Origin of the sequence: Brevibacillus fortis, assembly GCF_046196545.1 — a bacterium.
Classification (GTDB): Bacteria; Bacillota; Bacilli; order Brevibacillales; family Brevibacillaceae; genus Brevibacillus; species Brevibacillus fortis_A.
On the sequence record NZ_CP176370.1, the window covers coordinates 5,796,579 to 5,818,086 of the forward strand.

Consider the following 21,508-nt stretch of genomic DNA (forward strand, 5'->3'; position numbering starts at 1 on the left):
TACCCCGAAACAAAAAATAACACTGCTCACAGGCAGTGTCATTTTCCTCCAACCACTTTATTATCATGTCGCTCATTCGGACTATGCTCATCTACAATCTGTTTTAAGCTAGCGAAGCCAGGAGTAAATTTGCTGTTGGGAATCTTCTTCTTGGAAGAGAGATTTTTCGAGTAAACAGCAGTTTCGTTGCCTCTTTTCGCGAAGAACTCAGCTAATTTCATCGTATCCCACTCCTAACTAGCTCTCTTTAAGGTTTTGACCTTATTCACAAACTTGGTAACAAATCCTAATAATAACATATACGTAGTCAACCGCTCGAACTCCTGCATATTTTCGGGAGTAAATGTGTCATTCTTGTAAACAGCGACCGCGAATCCAAGCCTGAACTTACCGAAATTTTTTACAATTGCAAATTGTTCAATATCCGTGTTTTGAATACGTCCCTTTACTTGTTTATCGGCAATTCTGCAATCCTCTTGAAGCATGGAAGACAGTAGTAGCGTACGTACTGTGTCAAAATCTTTCAACTCGGTTAAGTAGAACACTTCAAACTGTTTGTCATTATTCGTAGGTACGATCCAATAACAGCATAGCTCGTCCGGTTTCAATCCATAAATCGTCTTTACTTCCATTTCAAATGCCTTCATAAACATGATCGCATTCGCATTAATAATAGCAGTTGATTGACCACTGCCATCCAAGCTGTAAATCGCATTGGCCAATTCTTTCTCACAATATTTCACTTCCATCTGAAACTCGATTTCGTTCCCTCTAATCTTGTTGCAAATGAACAAGACGATGAATACCATTCCTGCCAAAATAGCAGAATACAAGATAGACAAGCCTAGAACAGAGGCTAATGAAGCTAGTTTGTTTTCCTCATTTGGCGGCGCTAGGATAAACAGCCATTCGATCGGTTGAAACATCCACTTATGTATGACTGCTATCAAATCTGGCAGCAAACCTTTTAAAATTTCAAATATGAGCCATGAGACCAGAACGAACAAGATGCCAAGAACAGAAAAAACAATTTTCACATGGCTCTGCACGAGTTTCTTTAGCACCTGTAAACCTCTCCTTCTGGTAAGATTTTACATTATTTTAACATTGTATTGAGATTCTACAAATAGGAAAAAACTACCTACATTTAGGTAGTTTTTTAGGCGTTTCTATCGTAATCGTACTGACTTTTTGATTACCTATGTACTGTATCGTCTGCTGTACAATCTTGCTGTTTTCTTCAATTCTCTTCAATGGTTTAAATGAACTCAACAATTGCACGTTCCCCCTATCGGTATACTAGGTGTAATTCGTAACGTAAAGCTCCCTTATTGGTCTGCCCATTTTTCACCGCTATCAAACACGAAATGCTCATCTTGACCTTCATCTGTCTTGGTAATACCCCTTACCTTATGCCGTTTTGATTTTGTTTAGACCCTCTTCTGGGTGCTGCTTTTCCACTGTTAGTGACGGTTTTGTTACAGACAATGTTGCTCCCATTGGCACAATCGGCTTTCATAATCCTTGCAATAATAAAAGATAAACAAAATGAAAAGGAGTTAGTCAGGATGAACTCAGTGATAGCGAAGAATGAAACCATTCTTTCCTATATCATTGCCATAGTGCTTATCTTGCTCATGGTAGCGGCTTCCGTCATACTCGATGATCCCGAAGTGATTCTACCAGAAATTGCAGCAATGGCGATTGGCATATGGGTATACCGAGAACCGGGATGGATCAGACAGCCCTCTACAATTTTTGTGGCTCCGTCTATTACGGCTGCAATCGGATTTGCGATAAATCAAGTAGACTTGCCATACCTTGGAAAGGTCAGTATCACACTCGTACTCATGATGCTCTTTTTAAGAATCATCCAGTCGAATTTTGGACCGTCCCTTGCCACTGGCTTATTACCTCTGGTCACGAATGCAGTTGAATGGTCATTTATGATCTCCGTCGTAATGCTTTCCTTCATCATCATGCTTGGCGTTCTCGCCTTTAAACTGAATGACGGTCTGGAGAAGAAAGTGAAGATACCGTATCAGTATATGCTCGTGTTCTTGATTTTGATATTCGTGTGGATTGGTTTATCTTGGATGGCTGGTTACCCACAGTTAGCAGTTATTCCACCCATACTCGTCGTTGTCTATGAATCCCTTCACAAGCCGATGTTCAACGGCAAGATGGCCTTCAAGCTCGGTCTGGTGTTAACCATTTCGGCTACAGTTGGTACTTTGCTCTACTTTGCCATTGATTCGTGGGTGATTGTCACGCTGCTCGACATGATTTTGATGCTTGTTTTGTTACGCATCGTCGGCATGCGTATCCCAGCCGCCTACGCGTTTCCCCTGCTTCCCTTTGTCTTTCCGGATGAAATGGTGGTCATGTTGCCCGTAGGCGCGCTCGTCGCTTCTACATTCTTGTTTGGCTCCGTGCTCCTGTACAAGAAGTGGGAGAGAAAAAGAAGTCAGCTTCATGCCCCGAGGAATTAGCCCATAACAATAGAGCCACCCGTCTTGGGGTGGCTCTTATCCTTACTTAGCCTTTTGGGCTACCTTTTCCACATTGAATATGTCTTCTATCAAGCTCATTCGGCCTACCGTTAGTAAGGAAATGTAATATAAATAGTTCCTGGCAACAATGATCGGATTCTCTGCTGGTGGCAACCCTTTCTTGACGAGAGCAGTCTTCCCTTCCTTGTAAATGAAATCGCCAGACAGACCGACAAGCGCCATGTCCTTGTCTTGGCTTACAAGCTTTTTCTGCGTCCCATCCCGCTTTATTTGGTAGAGTTGACGACTCTCAATGGTGTAAAAAATCCAATCCTGATAGAAATAAACTTCCTCAAACTGATCAATCAGCTTCTTTTGATTTTTGCCATTCCTATCGATCCTGTACAAAGGACCGTAACCATCTGCGTAATAACTGATATAACCAGTCACCTACCACATCAAATTATCCGCCCAATCACTGCTAAGCTTTTGAAGGGAGCTTCTATCCTTTTTGATTTTGTATAAGCCTTCGTTTATCACTAGCTTTTTAGTTGGCCCAGTCGCCATTGTTTGTTGATTTCCAAAATCAGAGACCACAATCAGACACACCGCCATCGCAATGGTGATTATCCATTTTCCTTTATGTTGCACCATGCATCCCTCCCGTTCATAGCCTAATATAGCCATAGCGGAGATATCCCCATTCCCTATACAATCCGGCGATACTGATTTATATGTAACAATTCTCCATCTTCCTATATATATAAAACACATTCGAACAATGGGACGAGTTCTATTTATGATTTTCAGGAGGGATTACTCCAACCATTCATTGGAACCGTCTTTTTTGCAGAACCATTCCCTCCCCAAACAGCCAATGTCAGTATACCGTTATCGAGTTACTTTGAGAATAGAAGAAGCCACCCATCATGGGTGGCTATTTCTCTCTCTATGCTAAAGGGAAATGACACGCGACCTGCCGATCTTGCCCAACCTCTATGAGCTCAGGAATCTCTTTGCTGCATCTCTCCTGCGCCATCGGACAACGAGGATGAAAACGACAACCTGACGGCGGATTGGCCGGAGAAGGTACATCTCCTTGCAGGACGATCCGCTCTTGTCGCCGATGCGGAGTAGGCTTCGGAATCGCCGACAACAAAGCCGCCGTATACGGATGCAGTGGCTGTGCAAACAAGTCATCCGTTCGTGCAATCTCCACCATTTTCCCCAAGTACATCACGCCTACCCGATCTGAAATATGGCGTACCACATTCAGACCATGCGCGATAAATAGATAGGTCAGCCCCATCTCTTTTTGTAATTTCATCATCAGGTTCAAAACCTGTGACTGTACGGACACATCCAGTGCAGAAACAGCTTCATCCGCCACAATAAACCGTGGCGAGAGTGCAATCGACCGCGCAATACCGATCCGTTGCCGCTGTCCGCCGGAAAACTCATGCGGATACCGATTTCTCCTCGAAGGATCGAGTCCCACCAGACTCATCAGCTCGACTACCCGCTCATCCATTTCCTTTGCAGATGCACGCAAATGAACCCGTAACGGCTCTCCAATAATATCGCTTACCAAAAATCGTGGATTCAACGAACCAAACGGGTCTTGAAATATAATCTGCATATCCCGTCTCAGCTTCAAATTCTCTTGTCTGTTCACCTGATGGATATCGGTTCCGTCAAACAGCACTTCTCCGCTCGTCGCCCTTTGCAAATTCAGCACGACACGCCCCAGCGTCGACTTCCCGCAGCCTGATTCTCCTACGAGCCCAAATGTCTCCCCCGGCCGAATTCCGAAAGATACATCATCTACGGCTTTTACATGACCGACGACACGGCTCAACAAGCCGGCCTTAATCGGAAAATACTTTTTGATTTGATTTGCTTCGAGCAAATATTCCCGGTTCATTGGCGGTTCACCTCTGCTTTGCTTCCAGCGACTGAATTGGCACGCTGATTTATTCTGAAGTGATTGCTGACATCTTCATTCAGCCAGCAAGCCACTTGTTGTCCCGTAACAACCTCGCGCAAAATAGGTTCTTCTTTGCGGCATTTGTCAATCGCATGCGGACAACGCGGGTGAAAACGGCAGCCCGTCGGCAATTGGGTAATGCTTGGGATGGTGCCTTGGATGGTGTACAATTCTTTGCCGCGCTCCCCTTCAAATCCGGGAATGGACTGCAGCAAGCCAATCGTGTAAGGATGCCGGGGCTCGTCAAATATGCGTTCGACCGTTCCCTCCTCCACAATCGTTCCTGCATACATCACCGCGATACGATCCGCCATCTCTGCTGCTACCCCCATATCATGGGTGATCAGCAAAATCGACATGCCCAATTCCTTTTGCAGCCGTCTGAGCAAATCCAAAATTTGCGCCTGAACCGTTACATCAAGAGCAGTAGTTGGCTCGTCTGCTATCAGCATTTCCGGGTTGCAGGCCAAGGCCATCGCAATGACAACACGCTGGCACATCCCTCCAGACATTTCGTGCGGGTACTGCTTCACTCGTACTTCCGGCGCAGGGATCCCAACCAGACGAAGCATCTCGATCGCTTTTTTGAACGCATCTATCTGGTTCATATTTTGATGCAGCATCAAGCTCTCCGCAATTTGATCGCCTACCGTAAACACCGGATTGAGAGCCGACATCGGGTCTTGGAAGATCATCGCGATTTTGTTTCCGCGAATGTGCATCATTTCATCCAAGTCCTTTGCAGCCAGATCCTGACCGTGAAACATGACGTTCCCACTCTGAATAAATCCGCCCGCATAATCAATCAGTCGCATGACCGCAAGTGACGTCACACTCTTTCCACTGCCGGATTCCCCTACCAAGCACACCGTCTGTCCTTTGCCAACGTTGATGCTCACTCGATCCGTGGCCTTGACCGTGCCGTCATCCGTAAAGAAGCAAGTGGTCAAATTTTTTATTTCGAGGATGTTGCGTTCCACTTGTTCAGCCTCCTTTTCGGGTTCTTCTTTTTCTTCCGTGGGTCGAATGCATCGCGGATACCGTCTCCGACGAAGTTAACCGCTAGCACTACGAGCAAAATACAAAGACCAGGATAAAGTGCTTGCAAAGGATCGACCAGCATGAATTCCTGTGCCTTGCTCAACATTAATCCCCAGCTTGTTTCAGGCGGTTGAATCCCCAAGCCTAAATACGAGAGACCTGACTCTGACAGAATGGCGGAACCAACCATGAGAGTCGCATACACGATGATGGGAGCCATTGCATTGCGTATCAGGTGGCGCGTAATAATGCCCCAGTGCGAAACGCCAATCGCTCTCGCTGCTTCTACATACTGCATTTCCCGTAGCTGCAAGAACTGCCCGCGCACCAGACGCGCCACACTTGTCCAGCTCGTCAGCGACAAAATCAGAATCATGTAGATAAATTCCGCTCCGAAGAGCGCCAGAACCAGAATGTTAAAGAACAGACTCGGAATGGAGTTCATCACGTCAACGAGACGCATGAAGCAGGTATCAATCCAGCCTCCGAAATAGCCTGAAATCGCTCCAATCAGCGTCCCGATTACAACCGCAGCAAAAGCGACGCTGAAGCCGACCAGCATAGACACCCGGCTGCTATGAATGAGGCGGGACAAGATATCACGACCGAGCTCGTCTGTTCCGAGCACATACCCTTCTGTTCCAGGAGGCAGGTTGGTAATCATAAAATCAACCTTTGCCGGATCATGCGGTGCAACCCAATCGGCAAACACAGCAATCCCAATAAAAAACAGGAGCACGATCAAGCCACCAACGGCATACGGATTGCGCATGAATTTTTTGCCCGCGGTTGTCCAGAGTCCAGGAGGCTTTTGGCCGACAGGATTCGTCGGGAGCTGTCCGCCCGTTCGATTCGTTTCAACGACAGTGTCATCTTGAAGCTGTACTTGACTCATGCTGCCCTGCCTCCTTTGCGTCCAAGCTGCACTCGTGGGTCAACCAGTGCGTAGATTAAATCGGCAAGCAGGTTTCCGATAATCACCATCAGGGAAATCAGCAACGTAATCGACATCAACACCGAATACTCACGCGCTACAGCCATTTCCACAAACAGACGCCCCATGCCTGGCCAGTTAAATACACTCTCTGTCAATGCTGCACCTGCTACCAGAGTCGGCAAATCCAATCCGATGATCGTCACAACAGGAATCAGTGCGTTCCGCAGAGCATGGCGGAAAATAACGCGTCTTTCCTTCATCCCTTTGGCACGTGCCGTCCGAATATAGTCTTGCTCCAAAACCTCCAGCATACTGGCGCGCGTATATTTGACATAGGCAGCAATGTTCACCAGTGTTAACACCGTAACAGGTAGAATCAAGTGCAAAATGAGGTCGCTGAATTGTCCCTCTTTCCCCATCGTGTACATGTCAGATAGTGGGAGCAGATTCAGCTGCATTGCGAAATACTGCTGTAGCATAATCCCAAACCAGAAGGTCGGCATCGCGAATCCGAGATAGGCAACGATGGAGGCGATCTGGTCAGATAGACCGTATTGCTTTGTGCTGTTGTAGATCCCCCACGGGATGGCGATCAGCATGGAAAGCCCCCACGCTACAGACATGAGCACAAACGTATTCCAGACCGTCGGCCATAAAATATCACCAACCGGAACGTTGTTTTTAAAGGTATGGCCCAAATCTCCTTGCAGCAAATTACCGACCCATTTCATGTATTGAATATGGACTGGCTGATCCAACCCCATATTTTTCATCTGGATGAGCTGTGCTTCAGGAGACATTCCCGGTGAGAGCATGACTTTTAGCGGTCCTCCGGGTGCTGCATGCATGAGTCCGAACGAAACCACTGTGATCAAAAATAAAACAAGCACGGCTTGTAGTACGCGGCGTACTAAATATTCAGTCAATCAGCATCCTCCTTTCGTTTGAAAGGGGAAGGGACATAAGGCTGCCCTTCCCCCTTTTCCTATTGCTAACCGCTACCAGCCGAGCTTATTTTTTGGTATCGTCGATCCACCAGTTCAGGAAGCCAAAGGTCTCCCCATATGGAATCATGGATACTGGTTTAAACTCATCCTTATATTTGACGCGAGAAGTCATGCCTCGTGGCGTTCCGTACTGATACATGAATACGTATGGCAGGTTCGTCGAGATTTCTTTTCCGACTTCTTTATAGATCGCTGCGCGCTCCTCTTGTTTAACCGTGGATACAGCTTTTTCCCAGAGCGCATCCAGCTTCGGATTGTCGTACCAGCCAGCGTTGTTGCCAGGCGGGAATGCCTTTTTCCCGAAAGTAGAAATGCCATCCGGATCTGGATCAGACAATTGCCATCCGAGTAACAGAACCTGGAATTTACCAGGGTTGGCATACTGATCGACAAGAGCCGAGAAGTCTAATGCTTTTGGCTTCGCTTCAATTCCGATCTCTTTCAGGTTTTGCTGAATAACGACCGCTGCCTGTTCACGACGACTGTTCCCCGAGTTGAAAATAAATTCAAAGGAGAACCGATTGCCATCTTTGGCAAGGATTCCATCTGACCCGGCTACCCATCCGTCTTCTTTCAGCAATTGTTTTGCTTTCTCTGCACTATATTCGTAATGGACTGCTGCATCGCCCGGGTCTGCCCATGTACCTGGCAGGAACGGTGCATCCATAATTTTTCCGGTTCCCTTCAAGATATTGTCGATAATACCTTGACGATTGATTGCGTGAGCGATGGCCTGACGCGTTTTTTGACCTTCAAACAACCCGTAGTTGTTAGGGAAGTTCTTCTTGTCGAAGTTGAAGGCAAAGTATTCATAGCTAGGACCTGGCTCCGTCGAGATGTTGATTGTTCCTTTCGCCTTCACCGCTTCGAGCTGTGTGACAGGAATGGAATCTACCAAGTCAACGTCGCCTTTCATCAGAGCCTGTACTTGTGTGTTTTGATCCGCATAGATTTTGTACACAACCTTTTGGATATGCGGCTTCTTTTCCCCCCAGTAATCTGGGTTAGCATCTAGTACATGGTATTCTTTTTGTTTCCACTCCGACCATTTGTACGGTCCGGAAGTAGGTGTCTTGGCTGGATCTTTTCCGTAAGAATGTGCTTGCAATTCTTTAAACGGTACGTCTTTCAACACGTGGGCTGGTGCCAACTTTTGCATTAATCCAAAAGCAAACGGAGCGTACAATTGAGTCAATTTGATTTCTACGGTGTAATCATCCAGTTTTTTCATCTCTTTAACTTTGTCGTATTTCGTAATTTCTGGTGATCCAGTCTCAGGAGTTTTGATGGCATTAATGGTAAAAATCAAGTCGTCTGCCGTGATTGGCGTTCCATCCGACCATTTCGCATTATTCTTCATCTTGATTGTATAGGTGAGGCCATCTTCGCTTACTTTCGGCAACTCAGCTGCAAGGGACCAAGGGTAAACCGCTAAATCAAAAGACGGGTTTCGATTGTACAAATACGCCTGGGTGTACTCCATCACGTCGCCAGATGCCGTGTCATTTCCGAAAATCGGATTGATCGTGACGATGTCAGACGTGGTAGAATGCGTGAACGTTCCACCGTCTACTGGCTTCTCATCATCCGTACTGGTCGCCTGAGGAGCCACCTGCTCCACCGGTTTTTTTGTTGGTGCTGGTGTTGCAGTTCCTGGCGAAGCATTGTTCCCGCTTGAGCAACCGACCAACAGCGCGCCGGTTAACGAGAGCAACGCCAACGGCTTCAACCAACCTTTCCCTTTTTTCAAATCATTTCCCCCTCTTTCACATGTTTTCAAGCCTTTTCCATAATGGGCAATACATCCCAAGGCCTGTCTTTTTAATATTAAATAATTTTCTGTTATTTGAAAATATTTTCCCTTTAAAAGATTTGAAAAAATCAGATGATTTTATATTCTTTTATAAACCTTAACAATTCCCCCTTCTAACGAAGGGGGTGTGAAATGCCTGTCTAAACAGCTTGATCCCGCAGTAATTCACGTATAATGCTCAGCGACTTGTCGATATCCGCTGTCTCAATACCTGAATGAGTCACCGCTGAATTCTGCCGTGACCGAGCTCAGCTACGCGCAGCCCATGAGCTTGTGCTGCTTCTATGAAGGTCTGCCACGTATGGACTGGGTGTTCAATCCGAAGAAAACAATATTGGTCTCTACATCTTCCACACGAGTCACGATTCCTGGAATCTCCGCCGTAAACATTGGTTTATCATAAAACAAAAATAGACATGTTTACCTTCTCGGGTAGGTTGGTGTAGAAATTGATCGATACCTAAGAAGGCTGAACATGTCTATTTTTCCATTAACCTTGAAAAAGGGTATACCCTCCTACTACGATCGAGACTGCCAATAAAATACCGAAGTACCATTTCGTAAACCGAAGACTGAACCACGAGCCTTCCCACCATAAAATCCCAAAGAAAATAGCCCCAATTAAAATGCTAGTGACAAAAGCAATGAATGCATTTTCCATATTTCTTCACCTTTTAAACAGAATGGAAAAGAGGCTGCCCTCCACGGTAGATCGAACAGCCCCTTTTCATTTACCAGACCGTAATGTTAATCGTGATTGTCTCGCCGCCGTATTCCACTGTAATCGTTGTTTTACCAGATTCCAGTGCAGTTACGACACCATTTTCTACAGTCGCAATCTCAGGATCTTCTACTGTCCATTCGGCATCCTTGGTGACAATCTCCTCGTATCTATTTTCATAGACCGCATACAGGACGATCTCTCCAGTATTGTCTGCCTTCAAGCGCAGCGAAGAGCGCGATACTCGCAAATCTTTCACTTTCTTTTCCTCTACGACGAGCACACGATTGGTTACCTTTTTACCGCCATATTTCGCAGTAATGACAGCCTTCCCTTCAGCCAGCGCTGTCACTTTTCCCTCTTTTGTTACTTCGACGACCTCTTCGTCGCTTGAGGACCAAGTTGCTTTTTCTGTCACCTCTTCGGTGTTTTTGTCACTGAAGACGGCTGTCAGCGTTAGCTGCTTCTCCTCATCGATCTCCAGCACCAAATCCTTGAAGGAAGTCGTCAACGAACGAATCGTTTTCTTAGAAACCGTCACCGGAATCTCCAGTTCCTCTCCCATATAGCGAGCGGTAACGATGTCTTCTCCCTCTTCTTTGCCTGCCGTAATGCGGCCCTGCTTGACGGTAACCAACCCGTTTTCCGTGTCGTACTCAACATTTTTGTCTCGCGTGATGTCTTTGCGTTTTTTGCCTTCTACCTTATAAAGTCGTAAGGTCGTGGTTACTCTTGGCTTAATCCAGAAGGACGGTTCGTTTGTTTCCAACTGGAAGGTGGCTATTTCCTTTACGATTACTTCCACCGAATCGGTTTTGTTCCCGTCCACGGTCGTCACTATAATCGTCGCAGTCCCAGGAGCTACAGCCTTAATCTTGCCTTCCTCATCTACCTCGACGATCTCAGAGTCGCTGCTTTCCCACTTGACTCGTTTGTTGGTTGCATTCGCTGGTTTTACAGTGGCACGAAGGCTTTCTGTATCGCCAACACGCAGCGTTAACTCCTCTTCCTCCAACTCAACTCCGGTGACCGGCTCTCCTATTTCCTTAACGGTTACTTCCACCGAATCGGTTTTGTTCCCGTCCACGGTCGTCACTGTAATCGTCGCAGTCCCAGGAGCTACAGCCTTGATCTTGCCTTCCTCATCTACCTCGACGATCTCAGAGTCGCTGCTTTCCCACTTGACTCGTTTGTTGGTGGCATTTGCTGGTTTTACAGTGGCATGAAGGCTTTCTGTATCGCCAACACGCAGCGTTAACTCCTCTTCCTCCAACTCAACTCCGGTGACCGGCTCTCCTATTGGCGGATTCGGCACATTTGGCACATATAGCTCAATGGAATCATCCAGTTCGACGGTGTTTCCTGCCTGGTCGCGAAGCTGGATCAGAACTTTTTTCATCCCATTGCCATACGTCAAGTTCCACGGTACTGTTCCCGTCACTTTTTCCCAGCTGCTCCACTTGCCTTGGTCATTGGAGATGCGCATCTCTACTTCTCCCAAATTGTCCGTGGCAGTAACATGCAGTTTCACGCTGGTGGAGTAGGTTAGACGATCATCATTGTTGATGACGAACGTTCCCGTTGGTGCTGTCTTATCCAAGGTAAACGTGATCTTGGTTTCGTGTCCGGAAGCATCTACGACCCGCAGTTCATGCTTGCCTTCACTTGTTACCTGGTCGCCACTTGCAAAAGGAGCACTATTCAACGTCGCGGTTCCTTCATTGAATGTGATGGTCACGTCATCTTTGTAAATTCCTTTGTCCTCGACTCCTGTAACAACTGGCGCATCTGCATCCAGTTCGATCGTATCGGAAACGGTTGTGATGTGCCCTGCCCTGTCTGTGATCTGCATCTCGACGGTCTTGGTTCCATCACCGGACTTCAACTGCCATGCTTTGGTCGCAGTTGCTGCCTCCCAATCGCTCCAGTCGTTGTCACCATTGGCGAAGCGGATTTGTACATCGCTCGTACTGTCGTTCGCTGTTATGGCGAGCGTAACATCACGGGACTTGGTGTAGTTGTCTCCGTTATTGATCGTGATCGATCCAGTCGGCGGCACCACATCCAGCTCAATCGTATCGCTTAGCTTTGTGACATTCCCCGCTTTGTCCCGCAGCTTGACATAAACCGTTTTGGTGCCGTTTGTACTGCCATCAGCCAGCTTCCATGCTTTTGACTCCGCGAAACGCTCCCACGTACCCGAATTGTCATCGGCGTTAGAGACAAGCATTTCGATATCGTCTGTATTCCCGGGGGAAGTAAGGTGTAGCGTCACATCATCTGTTTTGGCAAACGCTGCTCCGTTATCGATGCTGAGCGTTCCTGTCGGTGGTGTTTTATCCAGCATAAAACGAATCGTCGTGCGATTTTGTGCCTCATCTGTGACGACCAACTCATACGATCCTTCCACAGTGACGACAGAACCGCTCGTAAACGGATTGCCGTTCAGCAAAGCTGTTCCCTCGCTGAAGGTGATCGTTACGTCGCTCGCATAGACACCATCCTGGGTGACTCCTGTGACAACTGGCCCAGCAGAATCCAGCGTGATTTGCTGTTGAAGGGCCAATTGGTTTCCGGCCGGATCTCTCAGCTCCAGATAGACCGTTTTGGTTCCATCACCACCGCTCAGCTCCCATGGAACGTCGCCTTTTGTCGGTGCCGTTTTCCAATCGCTCCACGTCAGGTTGTCATTCGACAAGCGTATTTCCACACCATGAGCATCAGCCGACTCCACACTCAACGTAACCTTGCTCGTGTTGGTATACGATTGACCTTGATTGATTTCAAAAGCACCCGCAGGGTTGATCATATCGAGTGTGATCTGGTCGGTAAAGCTGGCGATATTCCCCGCTTTGTCCTTTACTTCCATGTAAACCGACTTGGTTCCGTCTCCAGTCGACAAGGTCCATGCCTTTGTTGGGGTCAGCGCTTCCCAAGAAGTCCAATTGGCTGGATCACTCGTATCATGGGAAAAGCGCATCTGTAGGTCATTACTGAAATCGGTAACGGCAATTTGTAATGAAGTTGCCAGTGTATTGGTGTAATTGGCGTCACCATTGATCTTGAGACTGCCTGACGGCTTCGTTTGATCGATCGAAAATGGAAGAGTCGTTGTATTGCCTGCTTCATCAGTGACAATCAGCGTATAGGCTCCATCCTCATTGACGATTTCTCCGTCAGCTATCAGCTTTCCGTTCAAGGTCGCCTTTCCTTCGTTGAAGCTGATCGTAACACTCTGATTGTACAGCTTGTTGATCTCTACCCCTGTGACAACAGGTGCAACCGTATCGAGTGTAATCAATGCCTGTAAATCATGGGTGTTGCCAGCTTCGTCGATCAACTGTAGATAGACCGTTTTCTGTCCATCCCCATTTGTTAGCTTCCAAGCCTTGGTGGTCGCAACATCCTCTGGCGCACTCCAGGTGATGTTATCGTTGGACAGCTTCATTTTCACCTTACTGGAAACGTCAGTGGCATCGATTTGCAAAGTGACATCCTGGTTATTCGTGTGGGTGGCTCCGTTATTGATCACAAGAGTTCCAGTAGGCGCGGTTTTATCCAGGGTAAAGGTTACCGTAGTCGTATTCCCCGCTGTATCCGTCACTATCAGCGTATACTTGCCCTCCACACTCACCTTTGTGCCGCTGGCAAAAGGAGCACCATTCAATGTTGCTGTGCCATCGTCGAAGACAGGGGTGACATCCGCCGTGTAGAAGCTGCCATTCGCAACCCCCGTCACAACAGGTGGCGTTTTGTCTAACACGATGGTATCCGATGTCGTAAACTGATTCCCTGCACCATCACGGAACTTCGCGTAGACTGTTTTTGGTCCGTCTCCACTAGCCAAGTTCCATTCCAGCTTGTTGTTGACTGGAACAGGTATCCAACTGCCTGTAAAGCTGTTATCATTCGACAACATCAGTTCTACCGGGCCGTTCGCATCGCTTCCCTGAATGGTAAGCTCTACCTTTTCTGATGAAGTGGCTGCGTTCCCGTTATTGATCTCGATTGTCCCTGCCGGAGGTGTCGTATCCAGCACAATGCTATCCTGCGCTTGCAAGACAGTTCCTGTTCCGTCACGCAGCTCCATGAAGACCGTTTTGGTTCCTTCTCCCGCCTGGAGGCTCCAGGCAACAGGTGTCTCAAACGACTTCCATTCACTCCAAGGACCACCTTCCACGTTCGTCAAGCGGTACTCAGGCTTGGCAGCGTCGGGATCATCATGGGTCATGGTGAGCGTCGCATTTGCTGAATTCGTAACGGCAGCACCGCCATTGATCGTAACCGTTGCTGTTGTAGGCGGTTCATTTACATCTGTCACCTGGATGGTCACCGACTTCGTCAACGTATTGCTAGCCGAGTCTGTTGCGGTTATCGGTACAGAGTAAGTAGCCTGCGTTTCAAAGTCAAACGTTTGCTTCGCCTTTAGCTGATTTCCCTCAATAGTAAAAGGTGACAGCGCGTCTGAAATGCTGAACGTAAAGGTTTCTCCTTGGTCAGGATCTACTGCCGAAAGCGTACCAACTACCGCTCCTATTTGATTGTTTTCAGGAATCGAATTGGTTGATAAGAGGATATCAGTTGGTGGAGTGTTAGGAGCATAAGTGATTTCCAACTGAGAGGCGTAGCTAAGATTTCTTTTGTCGTAGAAAACGATTTGAGGCTGATACAAAACGGGAACAGGTGGCGCTGTTTGTCGTCCCCTTAAAACAAAGGTAGCTTTTTTGTCTGGAATCTGGCTCTTGACAAAGCTGGTTACATCAAACGATTTCCACCCTGTGAAATTACTTGGAAGCATCTCATTTGTTATGATTCTTTCATGATGCGAAGGCAGCACCGTCGAATAATCATCGTTCCAGCTGTCATCAAACGAGCCCCATAGATCAATAAAGGGCGCATCTCCGCCTGTTGTTTCTACCTTATGCACATAAATTTTCAGGGAAACAGACTCAATTTTCCTCTCACTTTTCACGTCGCTCAGGTCAAAACGCAGGGCAGCATTCGCAGCTCCATAATCCCCCCCGGCGTCTCGCGCATAGCCGACGATCAACGTGTTCGGAGCCCCTTGATAATCTAGGCCTTCAGGATAGGCACCATATGCATCCACGAACTTGTCTGCCTCTACTTTAAACATATCTGTAAGACCGGATGCATTCACTTTTTCTTGAAAAAACACAGGTTGGACGATTGCAAACAGCAAAGTAAATACCAACAAACGAGCAATCATTCTTTTCATCAATAAACGTTGTCCTCCTTCCTTCATCATTTCAATTCCCCCCTACTGCCGACACATTCCCCCAGTAAAACAACGAGGTGAAACAAAAATATGGTAACAACTGTCTTTTGCAAAAAATACTAACTAAAGTTATGTCTTTTGATGATTGTTTTTCTTCCCAACAAAAAACCCCACCGTAAAGGGAGGCCACTGAAAAATTGGCAAAGCAAAAAATTCTTAACATGTGCCAAACAAAATAAAAAGAACCTCAAAAATGAGGTTCCAATTGATCGGGCGTTATTTAAGGGTTAGCTCCTTCTCCCATGTCTTTTCATTGCCTTGCTCATTTCGAAATACCAAGATCAATTTCCCCTTTTCCCCCTTCAACTCATCCTTGTAAAAGAAACCGGTGAACTGTCCATTGCCACTGATGTAAAAGCCATTCCCACCAGGGATACCTTCTGTGTCGTTTTTGATCGCTTGCTCTATCGTGTTTACGATGTCAGTTTTCTCAGACTTCCACTGCATGCTCGCTAACGAATAGCCGGCAGGTAGCTGTTCGACAAAGAAATCGAAGCTATTCCCCTCGATGGGTTTCGGTTCCTGGTCGACCACGACGAGAATTTCTTTTTCCTGCTGTTCTGCGGCCATGTCTTGTGCAACGTTCTTCGGTTTCTCCTTGTTTTCTTTGTTTTCCTGAGGAACTTGCGGCGGCACTTGACCAGTCGATTCTGGAGGAAGCGGTGTGCCACAAGCACTAGTAACGAGTGATAGGAACAATACTGCCAGTAAGCTTTTCATTTTATTCTTTTTCAGATTCATTGTCATTTCCACCTTTGTTTTCATTTTCAACCAACGTGAAGGAAAAAGCGACTCCATTCACGGTATTTTCCACACCATAATCACTGCCATGCAGATCGAGGATATGTTTACAGATCGCCAATCCGAGACCCGTGCCGCCAGATTTCCGCCAGCGAGAGCTATCTACTCGATAAAATTGCTCCCATATCCGCGTTAGTTGATCGTCTGGGATGTGCGCTCCTTCATTTTCAATTCGAAACCGGATGCACTCCCGCTCGCGGGCCCCCGTAATCCGAATCTCACTTGATGGATTGGCGTGCCGGACTGCATTGCCGAGCAAATTCACGATCACTTGCTCGATACGTCTTGGATCTGCCCATACGTTGATCTCTTCAGGTAAGGCGAGCCATAGTCGTACCTGCTTGTTTGCCAGCTGTAGTTGAAAGGAAGCGGCTACACGATCTACTATTTCCGATACGGGAAACGATTGTCTACGAAGCAAAATGGCTTTGGCTTCGAATTTGGACAACTCCAGCATATCCATAATGAGCTCGTTCATCTTGTCGACTTCGCTTAAAATGACGTCCATGTATCGCTCCCGCTTTTCATGTGCGACATCATCTTTTAACCCTTCCGCAAAGCCCTTCACAATGCCAAGCGGGGTCTTGAGTTCATGAGAGATGTTTGCAATCAATTCTTTGCGAAGCTGCTCCATTTTTTCCTTATGCTCTAGATCCTCGCGAAGAGTGACGTTGGCACTCGTCAGGTCTTTTAATGTCTGATCCAGCTTGCCTGCTAACGTATTCAGATGGCGAGAGAGCTCACCGAATTCATCCTGAGAATGAATCGAAGCAAGTTCTGTGAAGTCCAGATTAGCCATGCGTGAAGCGGAATGATTCAGGGTAACTAATGGTTTCGTGATGATCTTCGAAAAGACAAAGGACAGCAGCAGTAAGATGACGAGGATGACTGGCGTCGCGTATAGGGAATAGCTGGTCAGCATACTTACCGCATCGCTCACTGGTTGCAACGTAGTCACCGCCAGCATGTAATTCGCCCCGCTTTGATAGGAGAACCGATGAATCACGATGGCATAGTTTACACCACTCCACGGATCAGTCCACTTCCGCTGGATGAATGATCCGCTTTTCATCTGTGTAATCTCGTCGTATTGCTGCGTCAACCATGGTCCGATTTGATCCTCTACGAGAGAATCCTGATAAAAGGGGTTATGTGCCCGCTGCTGACTAGGCAGCATGAGTTCAGAAATAACAGCCGTAACCCGGGTTAGTCCATTTTCGGACAAATTTGTGGATGGACTTTGCCTTGCAATCCGTATCGGCTTCATGATCGTATCGTTCTCATCCATATAGATTCCGTCGATGGTAATCGTGTCTCCAACATGAAGTCCTTCAGGGAGATCGGTGCTTTTCATTTCTTTTAGCGGCAAGGTAATCACTTGATTTTTATTTGCTACTTTTATTTCCAGAAAATAGGGGTCGAGATTCAATTGCCTGAGCTGCTCATCTACGATCGCGATGCTGGCATCTGTGCGATTCATCAATGTACCCACCAGCTTATCCAGCTTGTGCTTGTCGGGAGGGAGTTTGGCGTACTCATCTGGGAAAGATGCCATTGCTTGCGAGAGCTCGCTTACTTTCGCATTTAAATAAAACCGCTCAAAGAAAAACTTTTCCCCTATTAAAATCAAAGCGTAGAGCAAAAAGACAAAAACAAAAGTGGCGGCAAATAATTTTGTCACAACGTTTAGTCGATGGCGTTTCATCGTTTTGCCTCAAACTTATATCCAAAACGGATCATTGTCTGAATCAGATGCTGCTCTGTATCCAGCTTGGCACGCAGTTTTTTCACGTGGGTATCAACGGTGCGATGGTCGCCAAAGTAGTCCATCCCCCAAACCCCATTCAATATGCTATCTCGGGACAAGACCGTCCCTTCATGCTTGATGAAGAACAGAAGCAGCTCATACTCTTTTGGTGTCAATGAAACCGGGACGCCTGAAATCGTAACGGTGTGAGCTCGTTTGTTTACCGTTAATGCTCCAAACTGAGCGATATCATCTCCCCTCCCGATACTCCCCTCTGCCCTTTTCATCAGAGCTTTGGCACGGGCCACTAATACTTTTGGGCTAAACGGTTTGGTGACATATTCGTCCGCGCCAAGCTCGAAACCCATCAACTGGTCATCGTCGTCTACTCTTGCTGTAATGATCATGATGGGAATGTCGGATTGTTGGCGGATTTTTCTGCACACCGACCAGCCATCCATCTCGGGCATCATAATATCTAGCACAACTAAATCGACAGAGTGCAGAGCGAAAAGCTCCATCGCCATTTTACCGTGCTGCGCTTCGTACACCTCCCAAGCTTCTTTTTTAAAATAATCCGATACAAATTCACGTATGAGCTCGTCGTCCTCTACGAGTAACACTTTCCGTTTCATTTCCGCACTCCTTACTCGTGGTTGTGCATTTATTGCATAAAGATTACCAGTTTATCGTGACATTTACGAATGCATATCTCGTCGCCATTCCTATGACCGCCAACCTTGTTTTTACAAAATGAGTATAGATGGCTGATGTGACCATTGTGTGTACATGAGATGAATTTGCAAAGAAAACAAACACCCGAAAATGGCTGAGGCCACTGAAAACATGCAAAACGAGCATGTTTTCAGTGGCCTCCGTAAAGGTGGGGTTGATTCTAATGGTCGATCTCACTTTCTCTTAATCTGACGATTGCTTGTGTCCGATTTTTTACCTGGAGCTTGCTAAAAATTTGATGCACATGCCCCTTGACCGTCCCCAGTGTGAGATGCAGCTTGTTCGCAATCTCTGAATTGGATAACCCTTCACCGATCAGTGCCAGCACTTCCGACTCTCTGTCCGTCAATTTTTCCAATGCAGGGGAAACCCGGATTTGAATATCAAGCGTTGGAAATTCCTTCTCCACGCTTTTGAGCAGCATCAAAAGGTAGGTCAGCTCTTGCTTGGATACATTTTTGCTTTTATAGAGCGAATACAGCATTTTGGCAACGACAGGACCTTCATCCAGAAAAATACGGACATATCCTTCTGGGGCCACCAACTTCACCGCCTTGCGCATACACTCCATCGCTTCATGATGCTGTTTTTGGATCATGTATGCTTGGCTGAGCAAAAGAAAGGCTTCAATCCGACTTCCGAGCCGATCCTTTATTTCCGCCTCGTGCTTTAGGCTCGTTAGCAGCATGATTGCCGAACTGTCGTTTTTTAAGTAGATGTATACCCGGGCCAACGTCATTCGCTCAAATTCATGTCGGGAAGCGACAATATCTACATTCATTTTGGTGTAAGGCTCGGCCCATCTTTCTATTTCTTCCCGTCGATTTTCTTCGATCCATAAGCGGACGCGGAATGTTTCTACAAAAGACATCCAATGGGGAGGCGCATCGTGCTGGCGGCAAAGCGAAGTGATTTCCTCCATAGCCAGCCACATCTCGTCGTTACGGTGCTCTGCTTTTCTCCATCGGGCCAAAGTCAGATACACAGGGACCAATACACCAAAGTTCAAGGAAATGGTGCCTAACTGGATTGCTCGCGGTACGAAATATTTTAACTGCTCAAAATCATTTTGCTCATAATAAAGCTCTGCCAACACGATAGAACCGTATGCCAATATACCAAGACCACTGTGCTTCCAGATCGCCCTTAATTTTGGATAGTATTCATTCACGTTGGACAAATACCCGCTCAAGGCCACACGACTGCGCAGCACGTACGGCTCATCTGAATTTAGCTCTATGCCGACGATGAAGTAGCGGCTGAATTTTGGCTTCATTTGAACCGATTCTTCCATATATTTGAGGGAAAGGTCTACATTTCCCCGCATCACTTCGATATATCCCCGAAGCACACACATTTCTACTCGACAGTCGTCAAAGCTCCCCTGATTGGTCCGTGTTGCTTCGTCAGCCAATTGAAGGAGGATTTCTGCCTGATCAATTTCGTTGGATACAGCATGCAGCCAGGCAAAAGCAATGCACAGCTCGGGGTTGCTTTCCAACCAGGACTTCTCAAAGTATTTCATCCATCTGCGCAGTGTGATATTTTCGTACTGTTTCAACATCCACGGAGCATGTGTGACGATTAAACGGCTCGCCCGGGTCCAATCTTTTCCGAGAAACGCATGCTCAGTCGCCTCCATTACCCATCCTTGACTTTCAAACCAACAGCTTGCAGAGATATGTAGGGCAGGAAGCAGTTCGTTATATGTTTTTCTGACATGGGAATGCAGAAGTTCTGCGAACAAATGGTGATAACGATACCACTCATTTACGCCATCCAGTGCGATGACAAATGAATTCGTTCTCTCCAGCATGCGAAGGATGTCGTGAGCGTCCGGCTCTCCGGTAACGGCAGCGCATAGATCCCCTGTCAGACGCGGAAGTATAGATGTTTTCAACAAGAACATCTGCACCTTTTCTGGAAGTCGTTTCAATACTTCTTCCGTCAAATATTCCCCGACATACTTGTCATTACCGGAAAATTGATGAATGACCTTAGACGCTTCGGGCTTTCCTTGCATGGACAAGGCTGCTAACTGCAAGCCGGCCACCCATCCCTCCGTTCGTTTGCTTAGCAAGCCAATGTCTTGTTCTGACAGACTCAGACCCAGTTGCTCATGGAATAAGCGTCGGCACTCCTCCTCATTGAACCGAAGAGTGTCTGAGCCCAGTTGCTTCAACTGTTTCCGAACGCGTAGACGGTGTAGGGCAAAAGGAGGTTCCTCCCGTGTAATCAGGACGACATGCATATATAAGGAAGCATGCTGGATCAGTGTCTGCAGTCCTTCATGAATGGAAGGCTCCTTTATGAGATGGTAATCGTCCAATACCAAATAAAAATCACGTTCAAACCCCGCAATTTCTTCGAGTAGCACGGACATTAGCTGCTCAGCAGAAGCCGTGTACTGTGGGTGCAGCACCGCGGAAGATTCCTTGCCTAAGCCTTCCTGTGCCATATCAATTGCCCTAGCAAAGTATCGCCAAAAGCGCACGGGATCATTATCAGATTCATCCAGGGAGATCCAACCGGTCGGTTTGCCGGAATTTTGCGTCCATTGACTGACTGCTGTCGTTTTACCGAAACCGGCTGGCGCGCACACGAGAATCAATCTTGCTTCGCCCGCATCATCGATTTCTTTCAATATTTGATGACGAAGTAATAAGTCCGAGCCATACTTCGGAACATAAAGCTTGGTTGCGATAAGTGGACTGTACGTTAATAAATCCATACGCATCTCCTGCCTAGAAGTAAAATGACATTCATGAAGGAAACATGGAAAGTAGCCTTGCCAGCGATGACCTGAAGCGCAATGAGGTTGGCTATCGGGGAAAAAGAGTTCATATAAAGATAGGAAATATTGCTCAGATTAAAGATACAGCAAAGTGATCCTGCGTGGGTATTTTTTTTATGAAAGTTGCATCTAAACAG

The 21,508-nt window shown here is 46.9% G+C and carries 15 protein-coding genes; 1 reads left to right on the forward strand and 14 read right to left on the reverse strand.

Features of this window, described 5'->3' with window-relative positions; all coding sequences use genetic code 11:
- Positions 1 to 38 precede the first annotated feature (38 nt).
- Together ACKKE8_RS28185 and ACKKE8_RS28190 are read right to left on the reverse strand one after the other, a co-directional pair.
- The gene (locus ACKKE8_RS28185; protein WP_007723975.1) at positions 39 to 221 is read right to left on the reverse strand and encodes a hypothetical protein; all 183 of its coding nucleotides are present in this window, start codon (positions 219 to 221) and stop codon (positions 39 to 41) included.
- Between the two features lie 12 nt (positions 222 to 233).
- On the reverse strand, positions 234 to 1,064 hold the full coding sequence (locus ACKKE8_RS28190) for a hypothetical protein (protein WP_007723977.1): 831 nt from the start codon (positions 1,062 to 1,064) through the stop codon (positions 234 to 236).
- A gap of 504 nt (positions 1,065 to 1,568) precedes the next feature.
- Here ACKKE8_RS28190 and ACKKE8_RS28195 point away from each other — a divergent pair.
- Complete coding sequence (locus ACKKE8_RS28195) at positions 1,569 to 2,492, forward strand: hypothetical protein (RefSeq protein ID WP_409175918.1); 924 nt, start codon at positions 1,569 to 1,571, stop codon at positions 2,490 to 2,492.
- Between the two features lie 42 nt (positions 2,493 to 2,534).
- Here the strand turns inward: ACKKE8_RS28195 and ACKKE8_RS28200 are convergent, their stop codons facing one another.
- The 12 genes from ACKKE8_RS28200 to ACKKE8_RS28255 form a co-directional block, all read right to left on the reverse strand.
- Entirely contained in the window at positions 2,535 to 2,942 is a 408-nt protein-coding gene (locus ACKKE8_RS28200; RefSeq protein ID WP_409175919.1) for a DUF5050 domain-containing protein, read from the reverse strand.
- The gene (locus ACKKE8_RS28205; RefSeq protein ID WP_409175920.1) at positions 2,943 to 3,146 is read right to left on the reverse strand and encodes a hypothetical protein; all 204 of its coding nucleotides are present in this window, start codon (positions 3,144 to 3,146) and stop codon (positions 2,943 to 2,945) included. It abuts the gene before it with no gap.
- Between the two features lie 295 nt (positions 3,147 to 3,441).
- A complete protein-coding gene (locus ACKKE8_RS28210) occupies positions 3,442 to 4,416 on the reverse strand; it encodes an ABC transporter ATP-binding protein (protein ID WP_409175921.1) in 975 nt (324 codons plus the stop codon).
- Positions 4,413 to 5,459: an ABC transporter ATP-binding protein gene (locus tag ACKKE8_RS28215; RefSeq protein WP_409175922.1), complete on the reverse strand. Its 1,047-nt coding sequence runs from the start codon at positions 5,457 to 5,459 to the stop codon at positions 4,413 to 4,415. The genes ACKKE8_RS28210 and ACKKE8_RS28215 overlap by 4 nt, the downstream gene beginning before the upstream one ends.
- Positions 5,435 to 6,415, reverse strand: a complete 981-nt coding sequence (locus ACKKE8_RS28220; RefSeq protein WP_409175923.1) for an ABC transporter permease — start codon at positions 6,413 to 6,415, stop codon at positions 5,435 to 5,437. The genes ACKKE8_RS28215 and ACKKE8_RS28220 overlap by 25 nt, the downstream gene beginning before the upstream one ends.
- Positions 6,412 to 7,383, reverse strand: a complete 972-nt coding sequence (locus ACKKE8_RS28225) for an ABC transporter permease (RefSeq protein ID WP_409175924.1) — start codon at positions 7,381 to 7,383, stop codon at positions 6,412 to 6,414. The genes ACKKE8_RS28220 and ACKKE8_RS28225 overlap by 4 nt, the downstream gene beginning before the upstream one ends.
- An 85-nt stretch (positions 7,384 to 7,468) precedes the next feature.
- Positions 7,469 to 9,214, reverse strand: coding sequence for a peptide-binding protein (locus tag ACKKE8_RS28230; protein ID WP_409175925.1), 1,746 nt, complete (start codon positions 9,212 to 9,214; stop codon positions 7,469 to 7,471).
- 794 nt (positions 9,215 to 10,008) lie between these two features.
- On the reverse strand, positions 10,009 to 15,234 hold the full coding sequence (locus ACKKE8_RS28235; protein ID WP_409179219.1) for an Ig-like domain-containing protein: 5,226 nt from the start codon (positions 15,232 to 15,234) through the stop codon (positions 10,009 to 10,011).
- A 276-nt stretch (positions 15,235 to 15,510) separates the two neighbouring features.
- Positions 15,511 to 16,035, reverse strand: coding sequence for a hypothetical protein (locus ACKKE8_RS28240; RefSeq protein ID WP_409175926.1), 525 nt, complete (start codon positions 16,033 to 16,035; stop codon positions 15,511 to 15,513).
- Positions 16,016 to 17,800 (reverse strand): ATP-binding protein, encoded by a 1,785-nt coding sequence (locus tag ACKKE8_RS28245; RefSeq protein WP_409175927.1) that lies wholly within the window; start codon positions 17,798 to 17,800, stop codon positions 16,016 to 16,018. Before ACKKE8_RS28245 ends, ACKKE8_RS28240 begins: the two co-directional genes overlap by 20 nt.
- A complete protein-coding gene (locus ACKKE8_RS28250) occupies positions 17,797 to 18,477 on the reverse strand; it encodes a response regulator transcription factor (protein WP_409175928.1) in 681 nt (226 codons plus the stop codon). Before ACKKE8_RS28250 ends, ACKKE8_RS28245 begins: the two co-directional genes overlap by 4 nt.
- Positions 18,478 to 18,737: 260 nt before the next feature.
- Positions 18,738 to 21,308 (reverse strand): LuxR C-terminal-related transcriptional regulator, encoded by a 2,571-nt coding sequence (locus ACKKE8_RS28255; RefSeq protein ID WP_409175929.1) that lies wholly within the window; start codon positions 21,306 to 21,308, stop codon positions 18,738 to 18,740.
- Positions 21,309 to 21,508: the final 200 nt, after the last annotated feature.

Excerpts from the sequence above, each read along its gene's own strand:
- ACKKE8_RS28185 (WP_007723975.1), bottom strand. The coding sequence starts at position 221 with ATGAAATTAGCTGAGTTCTTCGCGAAAAGAGGCAACGAAACTGCTGTT.
- ACKKE8_RS28235 (WP_409179219.1), bottom strand. The coding sequence starts at position 15,234 with ATGAAAAGAATGATTGCTCGTTTGTTGGTATTTACTTTGCTGTTTGCA.
- ACKKE8_RS28220 (WP_409175923.1), bottom strand. The coding sequence starts at position 6,415 with ATGAGTCAAGTACAGCTTCAAGATGACACTGTCGTTGAAACGAATCGA.
- ACKKE8_RS28250 (WP_409175928.1), bottom strand. The coding sequence starts at position 18,477 with ATGAAACGGAAAGTGTTACTCGTAGAGGACGACGAGCTCATACGTGAA.
- ACKKE8_RS28205 (WP_409175920.1), bottom strand. The coding sequence starts at position 3,146 with ATGGTGCAACATAAAGGAAAATGGATAATCACCATTGCGATGGCGGTG.
- ACKKE8_RS28240 (WP_409175926.1), bottom strand. The coding sequence starts at position 16,035 with ATGAATCTGAAAAAGAATAAAATGAAAAGCTTACTGGCAGTATTGTTC.
- ACKKE8_RS28195 (WP_409175918.1), top strand. The coding sequence starts at position 1,569 with ATGAACTCAGTGATAGCGAAGAATGAAACCATTCTTTCCTATATCATT.
- ACKKE8_RS28255 (WP_409175929.1), bottom strand. The coding sequence starts at position 21,308 with ATGGATTTATTAACGTACAGTCCACTTATCGCAACCAAGCTTTATGTT.
- ACKKE8_RS28210 (WP_409175921.1), bottom strand. The coding sequence starts at position 4,416 with ATGAACCGGGAATATTTGCTCGAAGCAAATCAAATCAAAAAGTATTTT.
- ACKKE8_RS28245 (WP_409175927.1), bottom strand. The coding sequence starts at position 17,800 with ATGAAACGCCATCGACTAAACGTTGTGACAAAATTATTTGCCGCCACT.